15 protein-coding genes are annotated in these 16464 nt (G+C 58.1%); all 15 read left to right on the top strand.

The genetic code is table 11. The features are described from left to right. Positions 1-131: 131 nt before the first annotated feature. The 15 genes from hpaG to L350_RS09535 all read left to right on the top strand — a co-directional run bounded on the left by hpaG (position 132) and on the right by L350_RS09535 (position 16391). Positions 132-1409 carry a 4-hydroxyphenylacetate degradation bifunctional isomerase/decarboxylase gene (hpaG, locus tag L350_RS09465; RefSeq protein WP_032625363.1) on the top strand — a complete coding sequence of 426 codons (1278 nt, stop codon included), beginning with the start codon at positions 132-134 and terminating at the stop codon, positions 1407-1409. After that, positions 1406-2872 (top strand): 5-carboxymethyl-2-hydroxymuconate semialdehyde dehydrogenase, encoded by a 1467-nt coding sequence (gene hpaE, locus L350_RS09470; RefSeq protein WP_032625361.1) that lies wholly within the window; start codon positions 1406-1408, stop codon positions 2870-2872. Before hpaG ends, hpaE begins: the two co-directional genes overlap by 4 nt. A gap of 2 nt (positions 2873-2874) precedes the next feature. Continuing rightward, complete coding sequence (hpaD, locus tag L350_RS09475; protein WP_022646958.1) at positions 2875-3726, top strand: 3,4-dihydroxyphenylacetate 2,3-dioxygenase; 852 nt, start codon at positions 2875-2877, stop codon at positions 3724-3726. Positions 3727-3735: 9 nt separating this feature from the next. Then, positions 3736-4116, top strand: coding sequence for a 5-carboxymethyl-2-hydroxymuconate Delta-isomerase (locus L350_RS09480; RefSeq protein ID WP_032625358.1), 381 nt, complete (start codon positions 3736-3738; stop codon positions 4114-4116). A gap of 99 nt (positions 4117-4215) precedes the next feature. Continuing rightward, positions 4216-5019 (top strand): 2-oxo-hept-4-ene-1,7-dioate hydratase, encoded by an 804-nt coding sequence (gene hpaH, locus L350_RS09485; protein ID WP_015572593.1) that lies wholly within the window; start codon positions 4216-4218, stop codon positions 5017-5019. Between the two features lie 10 nt (positions 5020-5029). Further along, on the top strand, positions 5030-5827 hold the full coding sequence (hpaI, locus tag L350_RS09490; protein ID WP_022646955.1) for a 4-hydroxy-2-oxoheptanedioate aldolase: 798 nt from the start codon (positions 5030-5032) through the stop codon (positions 5825-5827). A gap of 21 nt (positions 5828-5848) precedes the next feature. Further along, positions 5849-7195, top strand: coding sequence for a 4-hydroxyphenylacetate permease (gene hpaX, locus L350_RS09495; protein WP_032625355.1), 1347 nt, complete (start codon positions 5849-5851; stop codon positions 7193-7195). Beyond that, complete coding sequence (hpaA, locus tag L350_RS09500) at positions 7167-8057, top strand: 4-hydroxyphenylacetate catabolism regulatory protein HpaA (protein ID WP_022646953.1); 891 nt, start codon at positions 7167-7169, stop codon at positions 8055-8057. Before hpaX ends, hpaA begins: the two co-directional genes overlap by 29 nt. 195 nt (positions 8058-8252) lie before the next feature. After that, the gene (gene hpaB, locus L350_RS09505) at positions 8253-9815 is read left to right on the top strand and encodes a 4-hydroxyphenylacetate 3-monooxygenase, oxygenase component (protein WP_010427196.1); all 1563 of its coding nucleotides are present in this window, start codon (positions 8253-8255) and stop codon (positions 9813-9815) included. Positions 9816-9832: 17 nt separating this feature from the next. Beyond that, entirely contained in the window at positions 9833-10342 is a 510-nt protein-coding gene (locus tag L350_RS09510; RefSeq protein WP_003856606.1) for a 4-hydroxyphenylacetate 3-monooxygenase reductase subunit, read from the top strand. Positions 10343-10462: 120 nt separating this feature from the next. Then, complete coding sequence (locus tag L350_RS09515; RefSeq protein ID WP_023305395.1) at positions 10463-10720, top strand: HTH domain-containing protein; 258 nt, start codon at positions 10463-10465, stop codon at positions 10718-10720. A 219-nt stretch (positions 10721-10939) separates the two neighbouring features. Next, positions 10940-13093 (top strand): carbon starvation CstA family protein, encoded by a 2154-nt coding sequence (locus L350_RS09520; RefSeq protein WP_022646950.1) that lies wholly within the window; start codon positions 10940-10942, stop codon positions 13091-13093. A 96-nt stretch (positions 13094-13189) separates the two neighbouring features. Further along, the gene (locus tag L350_RS09525) at positions 13190-13393 is read left to right on the top strand and encodes a YbdD/YjiX family protein (protein ID WP_003856610.1); all 204 of its coding nucleotides are present in this window, start codon (positions 13190-13192) and stop codon (positions 13391-13393) included. A 10-nt stretch (positions 13394-13403) separates the two neighbouring features. Beyond that, a complete protein-coding gene (yjiA, locus tag L350_RS09530; RefSeq protein ID WP_022646948.1) occupies positions 13404-14357 on the top strand; it encodes a GTPase in 954 nt (317 codons plus the stop codon). A gap of 186 nt (positions 14358-14543) precedes the next feature. Further along, complete coding sequence (locus L350_RS09535) at positions 14544-16391, top strand: 3'-5' exonuclease (protein WP_032625354.1); 1848 nt, start codon at positions 14544-14546, stop codon at positions 16389-16391. Positions 16392-16464 lie beyond the last annotated feature (73 nt).

Raw genomic sequence — 16464 nt, 5'->3', positions numbered from 1 at the left:
ATGTAAATTTATTGTTATTCATATCACAAATTATTCACTTCTGATTGCGAAACGAACAGCAAAAGCATAAAACCAGATCATTAACATATTAATGAAATCAAAACCGGACAGCCGGTTTGAGGAGTATGGGAATGAAAGGTACTGTTTTTGCCGTAGCGCTAAACCACCAAAGCCAGCGTGCGGCCTGGGCTGAGGCGTTTGAAAAAGCCCCCTATAACGCGCCGCCAAAAACGGCGGTGTGGTTTATCAAGCCACATAACACCGTTATTCGCGCAGGCGAGCCGATTCCCTTCCCGCAGGGAGAAACCGTGTTAAGCGGCGCAACGGTGGCGCTGGTGGTGGGCAAAACCGCCAGCAAAGTACGCGTTGAAGAGGCGGCGGCGTACATCGCCGGCTACGCGCTGGCCAACGAAATCAGCCTGCCGGAAGAGAACTTCTACCGCCCGGCTATTAAAGCCAAATGCCGGGATGGATTTTGCCCGCTCGGCGAACCTGTCGCCGTTGATAACGTGGACAACCTGACCATCATCACCGAGATCAACGGTCGCGAAGCGGACCACTGGAACACGGCCGATCTGCACCGCAACGCCGCCGAACTGCTGAGCGCCCTGAGCGAATTTGCCACCCTGAACCCCGGCGATGCGATATTGCTCGGTACCCCGCAAAGCCGCGTCGAAATTCGCCCGGGCGATCGGGTACGCATTCTGGCAGAGGGATTTCCGCCGCTGGAAAACCCGGTGGTGGAGGAACGCGACGTTGCCATCGCTTCGCGCACGCCGCCGCACGCCACGCTGTTCGCCCTCGGCCTGAACTACGCCGATCACGCCAGCGAGCTGGACTTCAAACCGCCCACCGAGCCGCTGGTGTTTATCAAAGCGCCGAACACCTTTAACGGCGACAACCAGACCTCGGTGCGCCCAAACAACATTGAATACATGCATTACGAAGCCGAGCTGGTGGTGGTCATCGGTAAAACCACGCGTAAGGTCAGCGAAGCCGAGGCGATGGACTATGTTGCGGGCTACACGGTGTGCAACGACTACGCCATCCGCGATTATCTCGAAAACTACTATCGCCCGAACCTGCGGGTGAAAAGCCGCGACGGGCTGACCCCCATCAGCCCGAACGTAGTGCCAAAAGAAGCCATCCCTGACCCGCACAACCTTCGTCTTCGCACCTACGTCAACGGTGAACTGCGTCAGGAAGGCACCACCGCCGATCTCATTTTCAGCATCCCATTCCTGATTGCGTATCTGAGCGATTTCATGACCCTGCAACCGGGCGACATGATTGCCACCGGCACGCCGAAGGGGCTGTCCGACGTGGTACCGGGCGATGAGGTGGTAGTGGAAGTGGAAGGCGTAGGCCGCCTGGTAAACCGAATTGTCAGTGAGGAGACTGCAAAATGAAAAAGATTAACCACTGGATCAACGGGAAAAACGTCGCCGGAAGTGAGTACTTCCAAACCACTAATCCGGCCTCCGGCGAGGTGCTGGCAGAAGTGGCCTCTGGCGGCGAAGCCGAAATCCATCAGGCCGTTGCCGCCGCCAAAGAGGCGTTCCCGAAATGGGCCAACCTGCCGATGAAGGAGCGTGCGCGCCTGATGCGTCGCCTGGGGGATCTGATTGACCAGAACGTGCCGGACATTGCCGCGATGGAGACCGCCGACACCGGCCTGCCGATCCACCAGACCAAAAACGTGCTCATTCCACGCGCCTCGCACAACTTTGAGTTCTTTGCCGAGGTGTGCCAGCAGATGAACGGCAAAACCTACCCGGTCGATGAGAAGATGCTCAACTACACCCTCGTGCAGCCGGTAGGCGTTTGTGCGCTGGTGTCGCCGTGGAACGTGCCGTTTATGACCGCCACCTGGAAGGTCGCGCCGTGCCTGGCGCTGGGTAACACCGCGGTGCTGAAGATGTCCGAGCTCTCCCCGCTGACCGCCGACCGTCTGGGCGAGCTGGCGCTGGAGGCGGGCATTCCGGCGGGCGTTCTGAACGTAGTGCAGGGCTATGGCGCCACGGCGGGCGACGCGCTGGTGCGTCATCATGACGTGCGCGCCGTCTCCTTCACCGGCGGCACCGCCACCGGGCGTAACATCATGAAAAACGCCGGGCTGAAGAAGTATTCCATGGAGCTGGGCGGCAAATCTCCGGTGCTGATTTTTGAAGACGCGGACATTGAGCGCGCGCTGGACGCCGCCCTGTTCACCATCTTCTCCATCAACGGCGAACGCTGCACCGCCGGCTCGCGCATCTTCATCCAGCAGAGCATCTACCCGGAGTTCGTCAAACGCTTTGCCGAGCGCGCCAGCCGCCTGCGCGTGGGCGACCCGACCGATCCGAACACCCAGATTGGCGCGCTGATCAGCAAGCAGCACTGGGAGAAGGTCTCCGGCTACATCCGCCTCGGCATTGAAGAGGGGGCAACCCTGCTGGCGGGCGGCCCGGACAAACCGACCGATCTGCCTGCGCACCTGAAAGGCGGCAATTTCCTGCGCCCGACCGTGCTGGCGGATGTCGATAACCGCATGCGCGTGGCGCAGGAAGAGATCTTCGGGCCGGTGGCCTGCCTGCTGCCGTTTAAGGACGAAGCGGAAGGCCTGCGCCTGGCAAACGACGTGGAGTATGGCCTGGCGTCGTACATCTGGACGCAGGACGTCAGCAAAGTGCTGCGTCTGGCGCGCAACATCGAAGCGGGCATGGTGTTCGTCAACACCCAGAACGTGCGCGACCTGCGCCAGCCGTTTGGCGGCGTGAAGGCCTCCGGCACCGGGCGTGAGGGCGGCGAGTACAGCTTCGAGGTCTTCGCGGAGATGAAAAACGTCTGTATCTCCATGGGCGACCATCCGATTCCAAAATGGGGGATCTGATCATGGGAAAATTAGCCTTAGCAGCAAAAATCACCCACGTGCCGTCAATGTATCTCTCTGAACTGCCGGGCAAAAACCACGGCTGCCGCCAGTCAGCCATCGACGGGCATAAAGAGATCAGCAAGCGCTGCCGCGAGCTGGGCGTCGATACCATTATCGTCTTCGACACCCACTGGCTGGTGAACAGCGCGTATCACATCAACTGTGCGGACCATTTTTCAGGCGTCTACACCAGCAACGAGCTGCCGCATTTTATTCGCGACATGACCTACGACTACGACGGCAACCCGGAACTCGGCCAGCTGATCGCCGACGAAGCGGTGAAGCTTGGCGTGCGCGCCAAGGCGCACAACATCCCGAGCCTCAAGCTGGAGTACGGCACGCTGGTGCCGATGCGCTACATGAACGCGGATAAGCACTTCAAAGTGGTCTCCATCTCGGCGTTCTGTACGGTTCACGACTTCGCCGACAGCCGTAGGCTGGGCGAGGCCATCGTCAGCGCCATCGAAAAATACGACGGCACCGTGGCGGTGCTCGCCAGCGGCTCGCTGTCGCACCGCTTTATCGACGACCAGCGCGCGGAGGAAGGGATGAACAGCTATACCCGCGAGTTTGACCGCCAGATGGATGAGCGGGTAGTGAAGCTGTGGCGCGAGGGGCAGTTCAAAGAGTTTTGCAGCATGCTGCCGGAGTACGCCGACTACTGCTACGGCGAAGGCAACATGCACGACACGGTGATGCTGCTGGGGATGCTCGGCTGGGACAACTACGACGGTAAGGTGGAGTTTCTCACCGAGCTGTTCGCCAGCTCCGGCACCGGCCAGGTCAACGCCGTTTTCCCGCTGCCCGCGTAAGGAGCCACCATGCCGCACTTTATTGCTGAATGTACCGACAACATCCGCGAGCAGGCCGACCTGCCGGGGCTGTTTGCCAAAGTGAACGAGGCGCTCGCCGCCACGGGTATTTTCCCGCTCGGCGGTATCCGCAGCCGCGCCCACTGGCTGGACACCTGGCAGATGGCCGACGGCAAGCACGATTACGCCTTTGTGCATATGACGCTCAAAATCGGCGCCGGGCGCAGTCTGGAGAGCCGGAAAGAGGTCGGTGAAATGCTGTTTGCGCTGATCAAAACGCATTTTGCAGCGCTGATGACCGCCCGCTATCTGGCGCTGTCTTTCGAGCTCGACGAGCTGCACCCGACACTCAATTACAAGCAGAACAACGTGCACGCGTTGTTTAAGTAGCCGTCTGCTCGCCCGGTGGCGCTTCGCTTACCGGGCCTACAACGGCTCGAACGTAGGCCGGGATCGCTACGCGCCACCCGGCAACAACAGGATATCGCCATGCTCGACAAACACACCCATACCCTGATCGCCCACCGCCTGCATCAGGCGGAACAATCCCGGGAGCAGATCCGCGCGATCTCGCTTGAGTATCCGGAGATCACCATTGAAGACGCCTACGCCGTCCAGCGCGAATGGGTGAGCCTGAAAATTGCCGAAGGCCGCGTGCTGAAAGGCCACAAGATCGGCCTCACCTCCAAAGCGATGCAGGCCAGCTCGCAGATCAGCGAGCCAGACTACGGCGCGCTGCTGGACGATATGTTCTTCCACGACGGCAGCGACATTCCCGTGGATCGCTTTATCGTCCCGCGCATCGAAGTGGAGCTGGCCTTTGTGCTGGCAAAACCGCTGCGCGGCCCGAACTGCACGATCTTCGACGTTTACAACGCCACGGATTACGTCATCCCTGCCCTGGAGCTGATCGACGCCCGCTGCCACAACGTTGACCCGGAAACCCAGCGCCCGCGCAAGGTATTCGACACTATCTCCGATAACGCCGCCAACGCGGGCGTGATCCTCGGCGGCCGCCCGATTAAACCCGACGAACTGGATCTGCGCTGGATCTCCGCCCTGCTCTACCGCAACGGCGTGATCGAAGAGACCGGCGTGGCCGCAGGCGTCCTTAATCATCCGGCGAACGGCGTGGCGTGGCTGGCGAACAAACTCGCGCCATACGACGTGCAGCTTGAGCCAGGCCAGATCATCCTCGGCGGCTCGTTTACCCGCCCGGTTGCCGCCAGCAGAGGCGACACCTTCCACGTCGACTACGGCAACATGGGCTCCATCAGCTGCCGCTTTGTGTAAGGAGATGATCATGCAAAACGCATTCAAAGCGGCGCTGAAAGCGGGCCGACCACAAATCGGGTTATGGCTGGGGCTAACCAGCAGCTACAGCGCTGAGCTATTGGCCGGGGCCGGTTTTGACTGGCTTCTGATCGACGGGGAGCACGCGCCGAACAGCGTACAGACCGTTCTGACTCAGCTACAGGCCATCGCCCCTTATCCCAGCCAGCCGGTGGTGCGCCCGTCGTGGAACGATCCGGTGCAGATCAAGCAGCTGCTGGACGTGGGGGTGCAAACCCTGCTGGTGCCGATGGTGCAAAACGCCGACGAAGCGCGGCTGGCGGTCAGCGCCACCCGCTATCCGCCCGCGGGCATTCGCGGCGTCGGCAGCGCGCTGGCGCGGGCGTCGCGCTGGAACCGTATCCCGGACTATCTGCATCAGGCTAACGACGCCATGTGCGTGCTGGTGCAAATCGAAACCCTAAGAGCGTTAAAAAACCTGCCGCAGATCCTGGACGTGGACGGCGTCGACGGCGTGTTTATCGGCCCGGCGGATCTGAGTGCCGACATGGGCTTTGCCGGTAATCCGCAGCACCCGGAGGTGCAGGCCGCCATTGAGCAGGCGATCGCGCAGATACGCGCCGCCGGTAAAGCGCCCGGCATCCTGATGGCGAACGAGCAACTGGCGAAACGTTACCTTGCACTCGGCGCGCTGTTTGTCGCCGTCGGCGTCGACACCACCCTGCTCGCCCGCGGCGCGGAAGCGCTGGCGGCACGTTTTATCGAACAACCGGTTACGTCAGTTAATAACAATAAATCCGTCTACTAAACGTAAGATCTGGAGCGCAGCATGACGACCTCTACCCTGCAAGATAAGAAAGCTATAGAACATCGCGTTATCAACAAGCTGTTCCGTCGTTTGATCGTGTTTCTCTTTATCCTGTTTGTCTTTTCGTTTCTCGATCGCATCAACATCGGCTTTGCCGGGCTAACGATGGGCAAAGATCTGGGCCTCACGTCGACCATGTTTGGCCTGGCCGCGACCCTGTTTTACGTCACCTACGTGCTGTGCGGGATCCCCAGCAACATCATGCTGGCGAAAATCGGCGCGCGGCGCTGGATCGCCGGGATCATGGTGGTGTGGGGCATCGCCTCTACCTGCACCATGTTCGCCACCAGCCCGGAAACGCTCTACGTCCTGCGCATGCTGGTGGGCATTGCCGAAGCCGGTTTCCTGCCGGGGATCCTGGTCTATCTCACCTGGTGGTTCCCGGCGTATCACCGCGCCCGCGCCAACGCGTTGTTTATGATCGCCATGCCGGTGACCATGATGCTCGGCTCGATCCTCTCCGGGTACATTCTGGCGATGGACGGGCTGTGGAACCTGAAGGGCTGGCAGTGGCTGTTCCTGCTGGAGGGGCTGCCGTCGGTGGTGCTCGGCGTGGTGACCTGGTTCTACCTTAACGACACCCCGGATCAGGCCACCTGGCTGGATGATGATGAAAAGCAGGCACTCAAAACGATGATCGCCCGCGAGCAGGAACTGGCCATTGCGCACGTCGCCACGCCGCGATCGACGCTGCGCGAGGTGCTGACGCCCGCCGTACTGCTCTACACGCTGGCCTACTTCTGCCTGACGAATACGCTGAGCGCGATCAACATCTGGACGCCGCAGATCCTGCAAAGCTTCAACACCGGCAGCAGCAATATCGTGATTGGCCTGCTGGCGGCGATCCCGCAGTTTTGCACCATCCTCGGGATGATCTGGTGGAGCCGCCGCTCCGACAGGCTGAAAGAGCGAAAAAAGCACACCATCCTGCCGTATCTGTTTGCCGCGGCGGGATGGATGCTGGCCTCGGCGACCGATCACAGCCTGATCCAGCTGCTTGGCATCATCATGGCCTCAACCGGATCGTTTACCGCCATGGCGATATTCTGGACCACGCCGGACCAGGTGATTAGCCTGCAATCCCGCGCGGTGGCGCTGGCGGTGATCAACGCCATCGGCAACGTCGGGTCTGCCGTCAGCCCATTGCTGATTGGTATTCTGCGCGACGCGACCGGCAGCTTCAGCTCAGGACTGTGGTTCGTGGCAGGTCTGCTGGTGGTGGGCGCACTGGTGCTGACGCGCATTCCGATGACGCAGCGGGTTCAAAAGAGGAACGATCATGTGCCAGAGCCCTATCGCCAACATTGATATCAGCAAGGAGTACGACGAAAGTCTGGGCACCGACGATGTGCACTACCAGTCGTTCGCCCGCATGGCGGCCTTTTTTGGCCGCGACATGCAGGCGCACCGCCACGACCAGTATTTTCAGATGCATTTTCTCGACACCGGGCAGATTGAGCTGCAGCTCGACGACCACCGCTACTCGGTGCAGGCGCCGCTGTTCGTTCTGACACCGCCGTCGGTGCCGCACGCGTTTATCACTGAATCCGACAGCGACGGCCACGTGCTGACGGTGCGCGAGGATCTTATCTGGCCGTTGTTAGAAGTGCTCTACCCCGGCACGCGGGAGGCGTTCGGCCTGCCGGGGATCTGCCTGTCGCTTGCCGACAGGCCTGACGAGCTGGCGGCGCTGAAGCATTACTGGCAGCTCATTGCCCGGGAATCCACGGAACAGCTGCCGGGCCGTGAGCATACGCTGGTCCTGCTGGCGCAGGCCGTATTTACCCTGCTGCTGCGCAACGCGAAGCTCGACGACCACGCTTCAGGCGGCATGCGCGGCGAGCTGAAGCTGTTTCAGCGCTTTAACCAGCTGACAGATGCGCATTACCACGAGCACTGGACGGTGCCGGAATACGCCAGCGAACTGCATCTTACCGAATCCCGCCTGACCGATATCTGCCGCCGCTTTGCCAACCGCTCGCCGAAACGGCTGATCTTCGACCGCCAGCTGCGGGAAGCCAGGCGCTTGCTGCTGTTTTCCGACAGCACAGTGAGCGAAATTGCCTGGCAACTGGGGTTTAAAGATCCGGCCTATTTCGCCCGTTTTTTCAACCGACTGACGGGGTGCTCACCCAGCGCATACCGGGCGCAGAAAGTACCGGTTTCCTGAACGCATCACGGTTCGTAGGGCGGGTAAGCGCAGCGCCACCCGCCGAAAAGCCGCACAGATCACAAAACAACATCCCACCCGAAAAGTACCTGCCGTTGTCCCAATCGTCCCTTCACGTTCCGCCCCTCTCACGCTTCAATTAAACAACAAAAACAAAACATAAATTTAACAACCATCTTCCGATACGAGGTCCCTATGAAGCCTGAAGATTTCCGCGCTGATGCCAAACGTCCGTTAACCGGTGAAGAGTATTTAAAAAGCCTGCAAGATGGCCGTGAGATTTATATCTACGGCGAGCGCGTTAAGGACGTCACTACCCACCCGGCATTTCGCAATGCGGCGGCGTCCATCGCCCAGATGTACGATGCCCTGCACAAGCCAGACATGCAGGATACCCTCTGCTGGGGCACCGACACCGGCAGCGGCGGCTACACCCATAAATTCTTCCGCGTGGCGAAAAGCGCCGACGATCTGCGCCAGCAGCGCGACGCCATCGCCGAGTGGTCGCGCCTGAGCTACGGCTGGATGGGCCGCACGCCAGACTACAAAGCCGCGTTCGGCTGCGCGCTGGGGGCAAACCCTGCCTTCTACGGTCAGTTCGAGCAGAACGCACGCAACTGGTACACCCGTATTCAGGAAACCGGCCTGTACTTTAACCACGCCATCGTCAACCCGCCTATCGACCGCCATAAACCGGCGGACGAGGTGAAAGACGTTTACATCAAGCTGGAGAAAGAGACCGACGCCGGGATCATCGTCAGCGGCGCGAAAGTGGTGGCCACCAACTCTGCGCTGACCCACTACAACATGATTGGTTTTGGCTCTGCGCAGGTGATGGGCGAAAACCCGGACTTCGCGCTAATGTTCGTCGCGCCGATGGATGCCGAAGGGGTGAAGCTGATCTCCCGCGCCTCTTACGAGATGGTGGCAGGGGCGACCGGCTCCCCGTACGACTACCCGCTCTCCAGCCGCTTTGACGAGAACGACGCCATTCTGGTGATGGATCATGTGCTGATCCCGTGGGAAAACGTGCTGATCTACCGCGATTTCGACCGCTGCCGTCGCTGGACGATGGAAGGTGGCTTCGCCCGCATGTACCCGCTTCAGGCCTGCGTGCGTCTGGCAGTGAAGCTCGACTTCATCACCGCTCTGCTGAAGAAGTCACTGGAGTGTACCGGCACCCTCGAGTTCCGCGGCGTGCAGGCGGATCTCGGCGAAGTGGTGGCGTGGCGCAACATGTTCTGGGCGCTGAGCGACTCCATGTGCTCCGAAGCCACGCCTTGGGTAAACGGCGCGTACCTGCCTGACCACGCGGCGTTACAGACCTACCGCGTGATGGCGCCAATGGCCTACGCGAAAATCAAGAACATTATCGAACGCAACGTGACCTCCGGGCTGATCTACCTGCCGTCCAGCGCGCGGGACCTGAACAACCCGCAGATCGACCAGTATCTGGCGAAGTATGTGCGCGGCTCCAACGGGATGGATCACGTCGAACGCATCAAGATTCTGAAACTGATGTGGGATGCCATCGGTAGCGAGTTTGGCGGACGTCACGAGCTGTACGAAATCAACTACTCCGGTAGCCAGGATGAGATCCGCCTGCAATGCCTGCGTCAGGCGCAAAGCTCCGGCAACATGGACAAGATGATGGCGATGGTTGACCGCTGCATGTCCGAGTACGACCAGCACGGCTGGACTGTACCGCACCTGCACAACAACACTGATATCAACATGCTGGATAAGCTGCTGAAATAACGCAGCGGGAGGTTTCAATGCAATCTGAAGAACGCCTGCGTTTTCGCGACGCGATGGCCAGCCTGTCGGCGGCGGTGAATGTGGTCACCACCGAGGGCGATGCGGGCCGCTGCGGCATTACTGCTACCGCCGTCTGTTCGGTCACGGATACCCCGCCCTCGGTCATGGTCTGCATCAACGCCAACAGCGCCATGAACCCGGTCTTCCAGGGCAACGGCAAACTGTGCGTCAACGTGCTGAACCACGAGCAGGAGATCATGGCCCGCCACTTTGCCGGGATGACCGGCATGGCCATGGAGGAGCGCTTTGCTCTCTCCTGCTGGCAGAAAGGACCGCTGGCGCAGCCGGTGCTGAAAGGCGCCCTGGCAAGCCTGGAAGGTGAGATAACCCAGGTGCAAACCATCGGCACCCATCTGGTCTACCTGGTGGAGATTAAGAACATCATCCTCAGCAGCGAGGGGCACGGCCTGATCTACTTCAAACGCCGTTTCCACCCGGTGATGATGGAGATGGAAGCCGCGGTTTGATCCCGTTGCACAAAAAAACGCTAAGGTTTCCGCAAAGGTGCGCCGTTAACTATCCATAAGATTAATTTTCCGGGGCGGCTGACGACGTCGTCAGCCGCCCCCTTAACGCTGGAAAGTCTTATGGCCTCTTCACCCCGAAGCCGCTCGGCTGAACGTCTGGTTGACATCATTATTGCTCTGCACCGCAACGGAAGCGTTAATCGCCGCGATCTGATGCAAAAATTTGGCATTACCGAACGTACGGTGTACCGCGATCTACAGGCCCTTTCCCCGATTATCGAACACGACGGCAAAGGACGCTATCAGCTGCTGCCCGCATATCAGCCCTGCCGCTGCACGCAATGCCCTGATGCGAACGACGAAACCCCGCAGGGCTAGATTATTCTCAGTGATCTCAATCACATATTTTCTCCCGCCGGGGGTGAGCCTTAACCACTCACCCTCGCTTTTGACCGCTCACGCATCGCTTTCAACCACTCACCCATTTACCGTGCTTTACACGCGCGAGGATCTGGCACGATCGCTCCAGCATTAATCAATACCTCCTCACAACGAACCCTGACCCTTTTTTCTTTACATAAAAAACCAGGTCTTACTATGGATACTAAAAAACTACTTAAGCACGTGCCCTGGGCCATCCTCGGGATCATCGGCGCTTTCTGTCTGGCGGTTGTCGCATTACGCCGGGGCGAGCACGTCAGCGCCCTGTGGATCGTGGTCGCGTCGGTTTCCGTCTATCTTGTGGCTTATCGCTACTACAGCTTGTACATCGCGCAGAAGGTCATGAAGCTCGACCCGACGCGCGCCACCCCGGCGGTCATTAACAATGACGGCCTGAACTATGTGCCAACCAACCGTTACGTGCTGTTTGGTCACCACTTCGCCGCCATTGCAGGCGCGGGTCCGCTGGTCGGTCCGGTGCTGGCTGCGCAGATGGGCTACCTGCCGGGTACGCTCTGGCTGCTCGCGGGCGTAGTGCTGGCGGGAGCGGTGCAGGACTTTATGGTGCTGTTTATCTCCTCGCGCCGTAATGGTTCGTCGCTGGGCGAGATGATCAAAGAGGAGATGGGCCGCGTGCCGGGCACGATCGCCCTCTTCGGCTGCTTCCTGATCATGATCATCATCCTGGCAGTGCTGGCCCTGATCGTGGTGAAAGCGCTGGCCGAAAGTCCGTGGGGCGTCTTCACCGTCTGCTCTACCGTGCCGATTGCGCTGTTCATGGGCATCTACATGCGCTTCCTGCGCCCTGGCCGCGTTGGCGAGGTGTCGGTCATCGGTATCGTGCTGCTGGTCGCCTCTATCTACTTCGGCGGTGTGATTGCCCACGACCCGTACTGGGGCCCGGCGCTGACCTTTAAAGACACCACCATCACCTTCGCGCTGATCGGTTACGCGTTCATCTCAGCGCTGCTGCCGGTGTGGCTGATTCTGGCTCCGCGTGACTACCTGGCGACCTTCCTGAAAATCGGCGTGATCGTCGGGCTGGCAATCGGGATTGTGATCATCAACCCGGAGCTGAAAATGCCGGCGGTGACGCAGTACATTGACGGTACCGGTCCGCTGTGGAAAGGTGCCCTGTTCCCGTTCCTGTTTATCACCATTGCCTGCGGTGCCGTGTCTGGCTTCCACGCACTGATCGCCTCCGGCACCACGCCGAAGCTGATGGCCAACGAAACCGACGCGCGCTTCATCGGTTACGGCGCAATGCTGATGGAATCCTTCGTGGCGATCATGGCGCTGGTTGCGGCGTCGATTATCGAGCCTGGGCTGTACTTCGCGATGAACACCCCACCAGCGGGTCTCGGCATCACCATGCCAAACCTGCATGAGATGGGCGGCGAAAATACCGCGCTGATTATGGCGCAGCTGAAAGACGCCAGCGCACACGCGGCGGCGACCGTCAGCTCCTGGGGCTTCGTGATTTCGCCTGAGCAGATTATGCAGACCGCGAAAGACATCGGCGAACCATCCGTGCTGAACCGCGCAGGTGGCGCACCGACGCTGGCGGTGGGTATTGCACACGTGTTCCACAAAGTGCTGCCGTGGGCGGACATGGGCTTCTGGTACCACTTCGGTATTCTGTTTGAAGCGCTGTTCATCCTCACCGCGCTGGATGCCGGTACGCGTGCAGGCCGCTTCATGTTGCAGGATCTGCTGGGTAACTTTGTGCCGTTCCTGAAGAAAACCGACTCTCTGGTAGCAGGTGTTCTGGGTACTGCGGGCTGCGTAGGTCTGTGGGGTTATCTGCTGTATCAGGGCGTTGTAGACCCGCTGGGCGGCGTGAAGAGCCTGTGGCCGCTGTTCGGCATCTCTAACCAGATGCTGGCGGCTGTGGCCCTGGTGCTGGGCACCGTTGTCCTGGTGAAGATGAAACGCACCAAATACATCTGGGTAACCGTGGTGCCTGCGCTGTGGCTGCTGCTCTGCACTACCTGGGCGCTGGGTCTGAAACTGTTCAGCACCAACCCGCAGCTGGAAGGCTTCTTCTTCATGGCTAACCAGTACAAAGAGAAGATTGCCGCAGGCGGCGCGGATCTGACCGCGCAGCAGATTGCCAACATGAACCATATCGTGGTGAACAACTACACCAACGCGGGTCTGAGCATTCTGTTCCTGGTGGTGGTGTACAGCATTATCTTCTACGGCATTAAAACCTGGATGAAAGTGCGTAATGCCGATGGCCGTACGGACAAAGAAACCCCGTACGTGCCAGTGCCGGAAGGCGGCGTGAAGACGTCTTCACACCATTAATAAAATGGCGGGTGGCGCTGCGCTGACCCGCCCTACAACGTTACTGTAGGCCCGGTAAGCGTAGCGCCACCGGGCTTTTTCTTATCAGGACACGTTATGTTTGGTAACTTAGGCGAAGCAAAAAAATACCTCGGTCAGGCGGCGAAAATGCTGATTGGCATTCCGGACTATGACAACTACGTTGAGCATATGAAGACCAACCATCCGGATAAGCCGTACATGACCTACACTGAATTCTTCCGCGAGCGTCAGGAAGCGCGCTACGGCGGAAGTGGAGAAGGCGGCGTCCGCTGCTGCTAAAGGAGAAACCATGACCCCGATTGCCGTTACCCTGCTGACCGGTTTTCTCGGTGCCGGTAAAACCACCCTGCTGCGCCACATCCTGAATGAACAGCACGGCTTCAAAATCGCCGTCATTGAAAACGAATTTGGCGAAGTCTCCGTTGACGATCAGCTGATTGGCGACCGCGCCACGCAGATCAAAACCCTGACCAACGGCTGCATCTGCTGCACCCGCTCCAGTGAATTAGAAGACGCCCTGCTGGACCTGCTCGACAGCCGCGATCGCGGTGACATCCACTTCGACCGTCTGGTGATCGAGTGCACCGGCATGGCCGACCCCGGCCCGATTATTCAGACCTTTTTCTCCCACGACATTCTGTGCCAGCGCTACCTGCTGGACGGCGTCGTCGCGCTGGTGGATGCGGTACACGCCGACGAGCAGATGAACCAGTTCACCATCGCCCAGTCTCAGATTGGCTACGCCGACCGCATTCTGCTGACCAAAACCGACGTGGCGGGTGAAAGCGAAAAACTGCGAGAGCGCCTGACGCGCATCAACTCGCGCGCACCCATTTATACCGTGACGCACGGCGATATCGACCTGTCTCAGCTGTTCAACACCAACGGCTTTATGCTGGAGGAGAACGTCACCGCGAAACCGCGCTTCCACTTTATGGCAGACAAGCAAAACGACGTAGCGTCGATTGTGGTGGAGCTGGACTACCCGGTGGACATCAGCGAGGTCTCGCGCGTGATGGAGAACCTGCTGCTGTCGTTTGCCGACAAACTGCTGCGCTATAAAGGAATGCTGTGGATCGACGGCGAGCCGAACCGCCTGCTGTTCCAGGGCGTGCAGCGCCTGTACAGCGCCGACTGGGATCGTCCGTGGGGCGATGAACCGCCGCACAGCGTGATGGTGTTTATTGGAATACAGCTGCCGGAAGAGGAAATTCGGGCAGCGTTTACGGGACTGAAAAAGTAAATCGTCGCTCCCCTTTAAACAGTAAAGGGGGCGTATTTCATTAGGGCAAAATGCGGGTTTCGCCCTTTCTGTTTGCAATATTGTCTGTTAATGTTCTTATCATGAATGAAATCATGCTTTGATTAATATTGGTTACAATATTAATTAATTGGATTCATATAATTTTCATGAATTGGTAGGCGTAATATGGCAATCATTATTCCCACGGTTAGCAGCTGTAGCGAGAAAATTACGGCAGGAGAAAAAAGACTGGCAAGGCTTCTGGAGGGTGGGCTCAGCGAACAATGTACTTGCTGGTATGATACCCGAATGGGAGACAAAGACGATCATCCTGATTTTGTGATTCTGGCCCCCGATAAAGGGCTGCTGTTTATAGAAGTGAAAGACTGGTATATCACAAAAATAAAATCGGCTAATAAAACCCATATTAATTATGAAACCAAAAACGGCATAGAGCCGTTGAAGAACCCACTCGAACAAGTTCGGCAATATACCTTTCATATCATCAATAGCCTGAAAAAAGATCCCCTGCTTCGCCAGAAACAGGGAGAGCATGAGGGCGGTTTGATTATGCCGTATGGATACGGTGTTTATTTGAGCAACATCACTCGGGCACAGCTGGAAAAGAGTTTTACACCTGAGGAGTTGAATGAAATATTGCCCGCCAGCCAGGTGATATGCAAAGACGAACTCAACGAGTTTATGACTCGAGAACAAATCTCTGGCCGGCTCGAATCCCTTCTCAAACATCACTTTGTTCATAACACAACACCACAGCAGCTCGACCGCATCCGGTGGCATCTTTATCCCGATGTCCGCATTAACCCATCCGTTACGCGGGTTGACCTGGATAATTTTACTTTCCACACCCCTGATGTGGTATGCATGATGGACAGGAACCAGGAACAACTCGCCAGAAGTATGGGGGCGGGACACAGGGTAATTCATGGCGTGGCAGGTTCGGGCAAAACGCTCATTTTGCACCACCGATGTATTGAGCTTGCCAACAACATTGAAAACACCAAACCGATACTGGTGATTTGCTACAACATTACGCTGGCTAAAAAACTCAAAGCGCAGCTCGAACAGCATAGCCTCAGACTTCCCGTCGAAGTTATCCATTTCCACGCCTGGTGTTATCAGCAATTAAACGCGCATCGGCGTCTTCCCCCCAGGAGCAAAAACTTTATTGAGCTGATGGAGAATGCGCTGACGGTGGCATTTGAAGAGGGAGCAATCAAACCGGAGCAGTACAGCGCCGTTTTGATAGATGAAGGACACGATTTTAAACCGGAATGGCTAAGAATCCTCGCCAAAATGCCGGACAATAAAGATAGCTCCCTGCTGTTTCTGTACGATGACGCTCAGTCAATTTATCAGAAAAAGAAAGCTCTCGATTTTACCCTGTCCAGCGTCGATATAAAGGCTCAGGGCCGTACAACTATTTTGGATACCAATTATCGCAACACCCGGCAAATACTCCATTTTGCCAGCAGCGTAGCATTTAATTATCTCAATAATCACATAGAAGCTTCTCTCAAATACCAGCAGCCTGCCGCAGGTGGCCTGTCCGGGAAGTATCCCGCGCTGGCCAGCTTTGATAATCAGGACGAGGAGATTACGCGCGTCCTCGATTGGGTCACAGAGCAGCGACAGGAAGGTGTTGCGTGGTCAGAAATCGCCATACTGTGCCCCTCAACCTACAGCATTTCAGGCATGCTCGCGCCAAGGCTTGAAGCCCGCAAGATCCCATACCAGATGATTGTCTCCAGCGATGATAAAAAGCACTGGTCCCCGCAGAATGATTACCTCTGCGTCATGCCGCTGCCCAGCAGCAAGGGGCTTGAGTTTAATTCGGTCGCCATTATGGATGCGGCAAAGGAAAGGGACAGTGAAGATCTGAGTGACGATATCAAGCGCCTTTACGTCGGCATTACCCGCGCACGACAGAATCTTCTGGTGACAATGCACGGAACCGGAAGCCTGCGAGATCATCTGGTCGAGACCTGGGAAAAGAGCGTTAAGTCGATCTAACTATTCCGCGTTGAAAAGTATCTGCACCGAACAATCCCCTCTCTCCTGTGGGGAGAGGGCCAGGGTGAGGGGT

Origin of the sequence: Enterobacter sp. MGH 4 (assembly GCF_000534735.1) — a bacterium.
Classification (GTDB): domain Bacteria; phylum Pseudomonadota; class Gammaproteobacteria; order Enterobacterales; family Enterobacteriaceae; genus Enterobacter; species Enterobacter intestinihominis.
The sequence above is the reverse complement of the archived record's forward strand: the minus strand, read 5'-3'. Positions and strand labels throughout refer to the sequence as shown.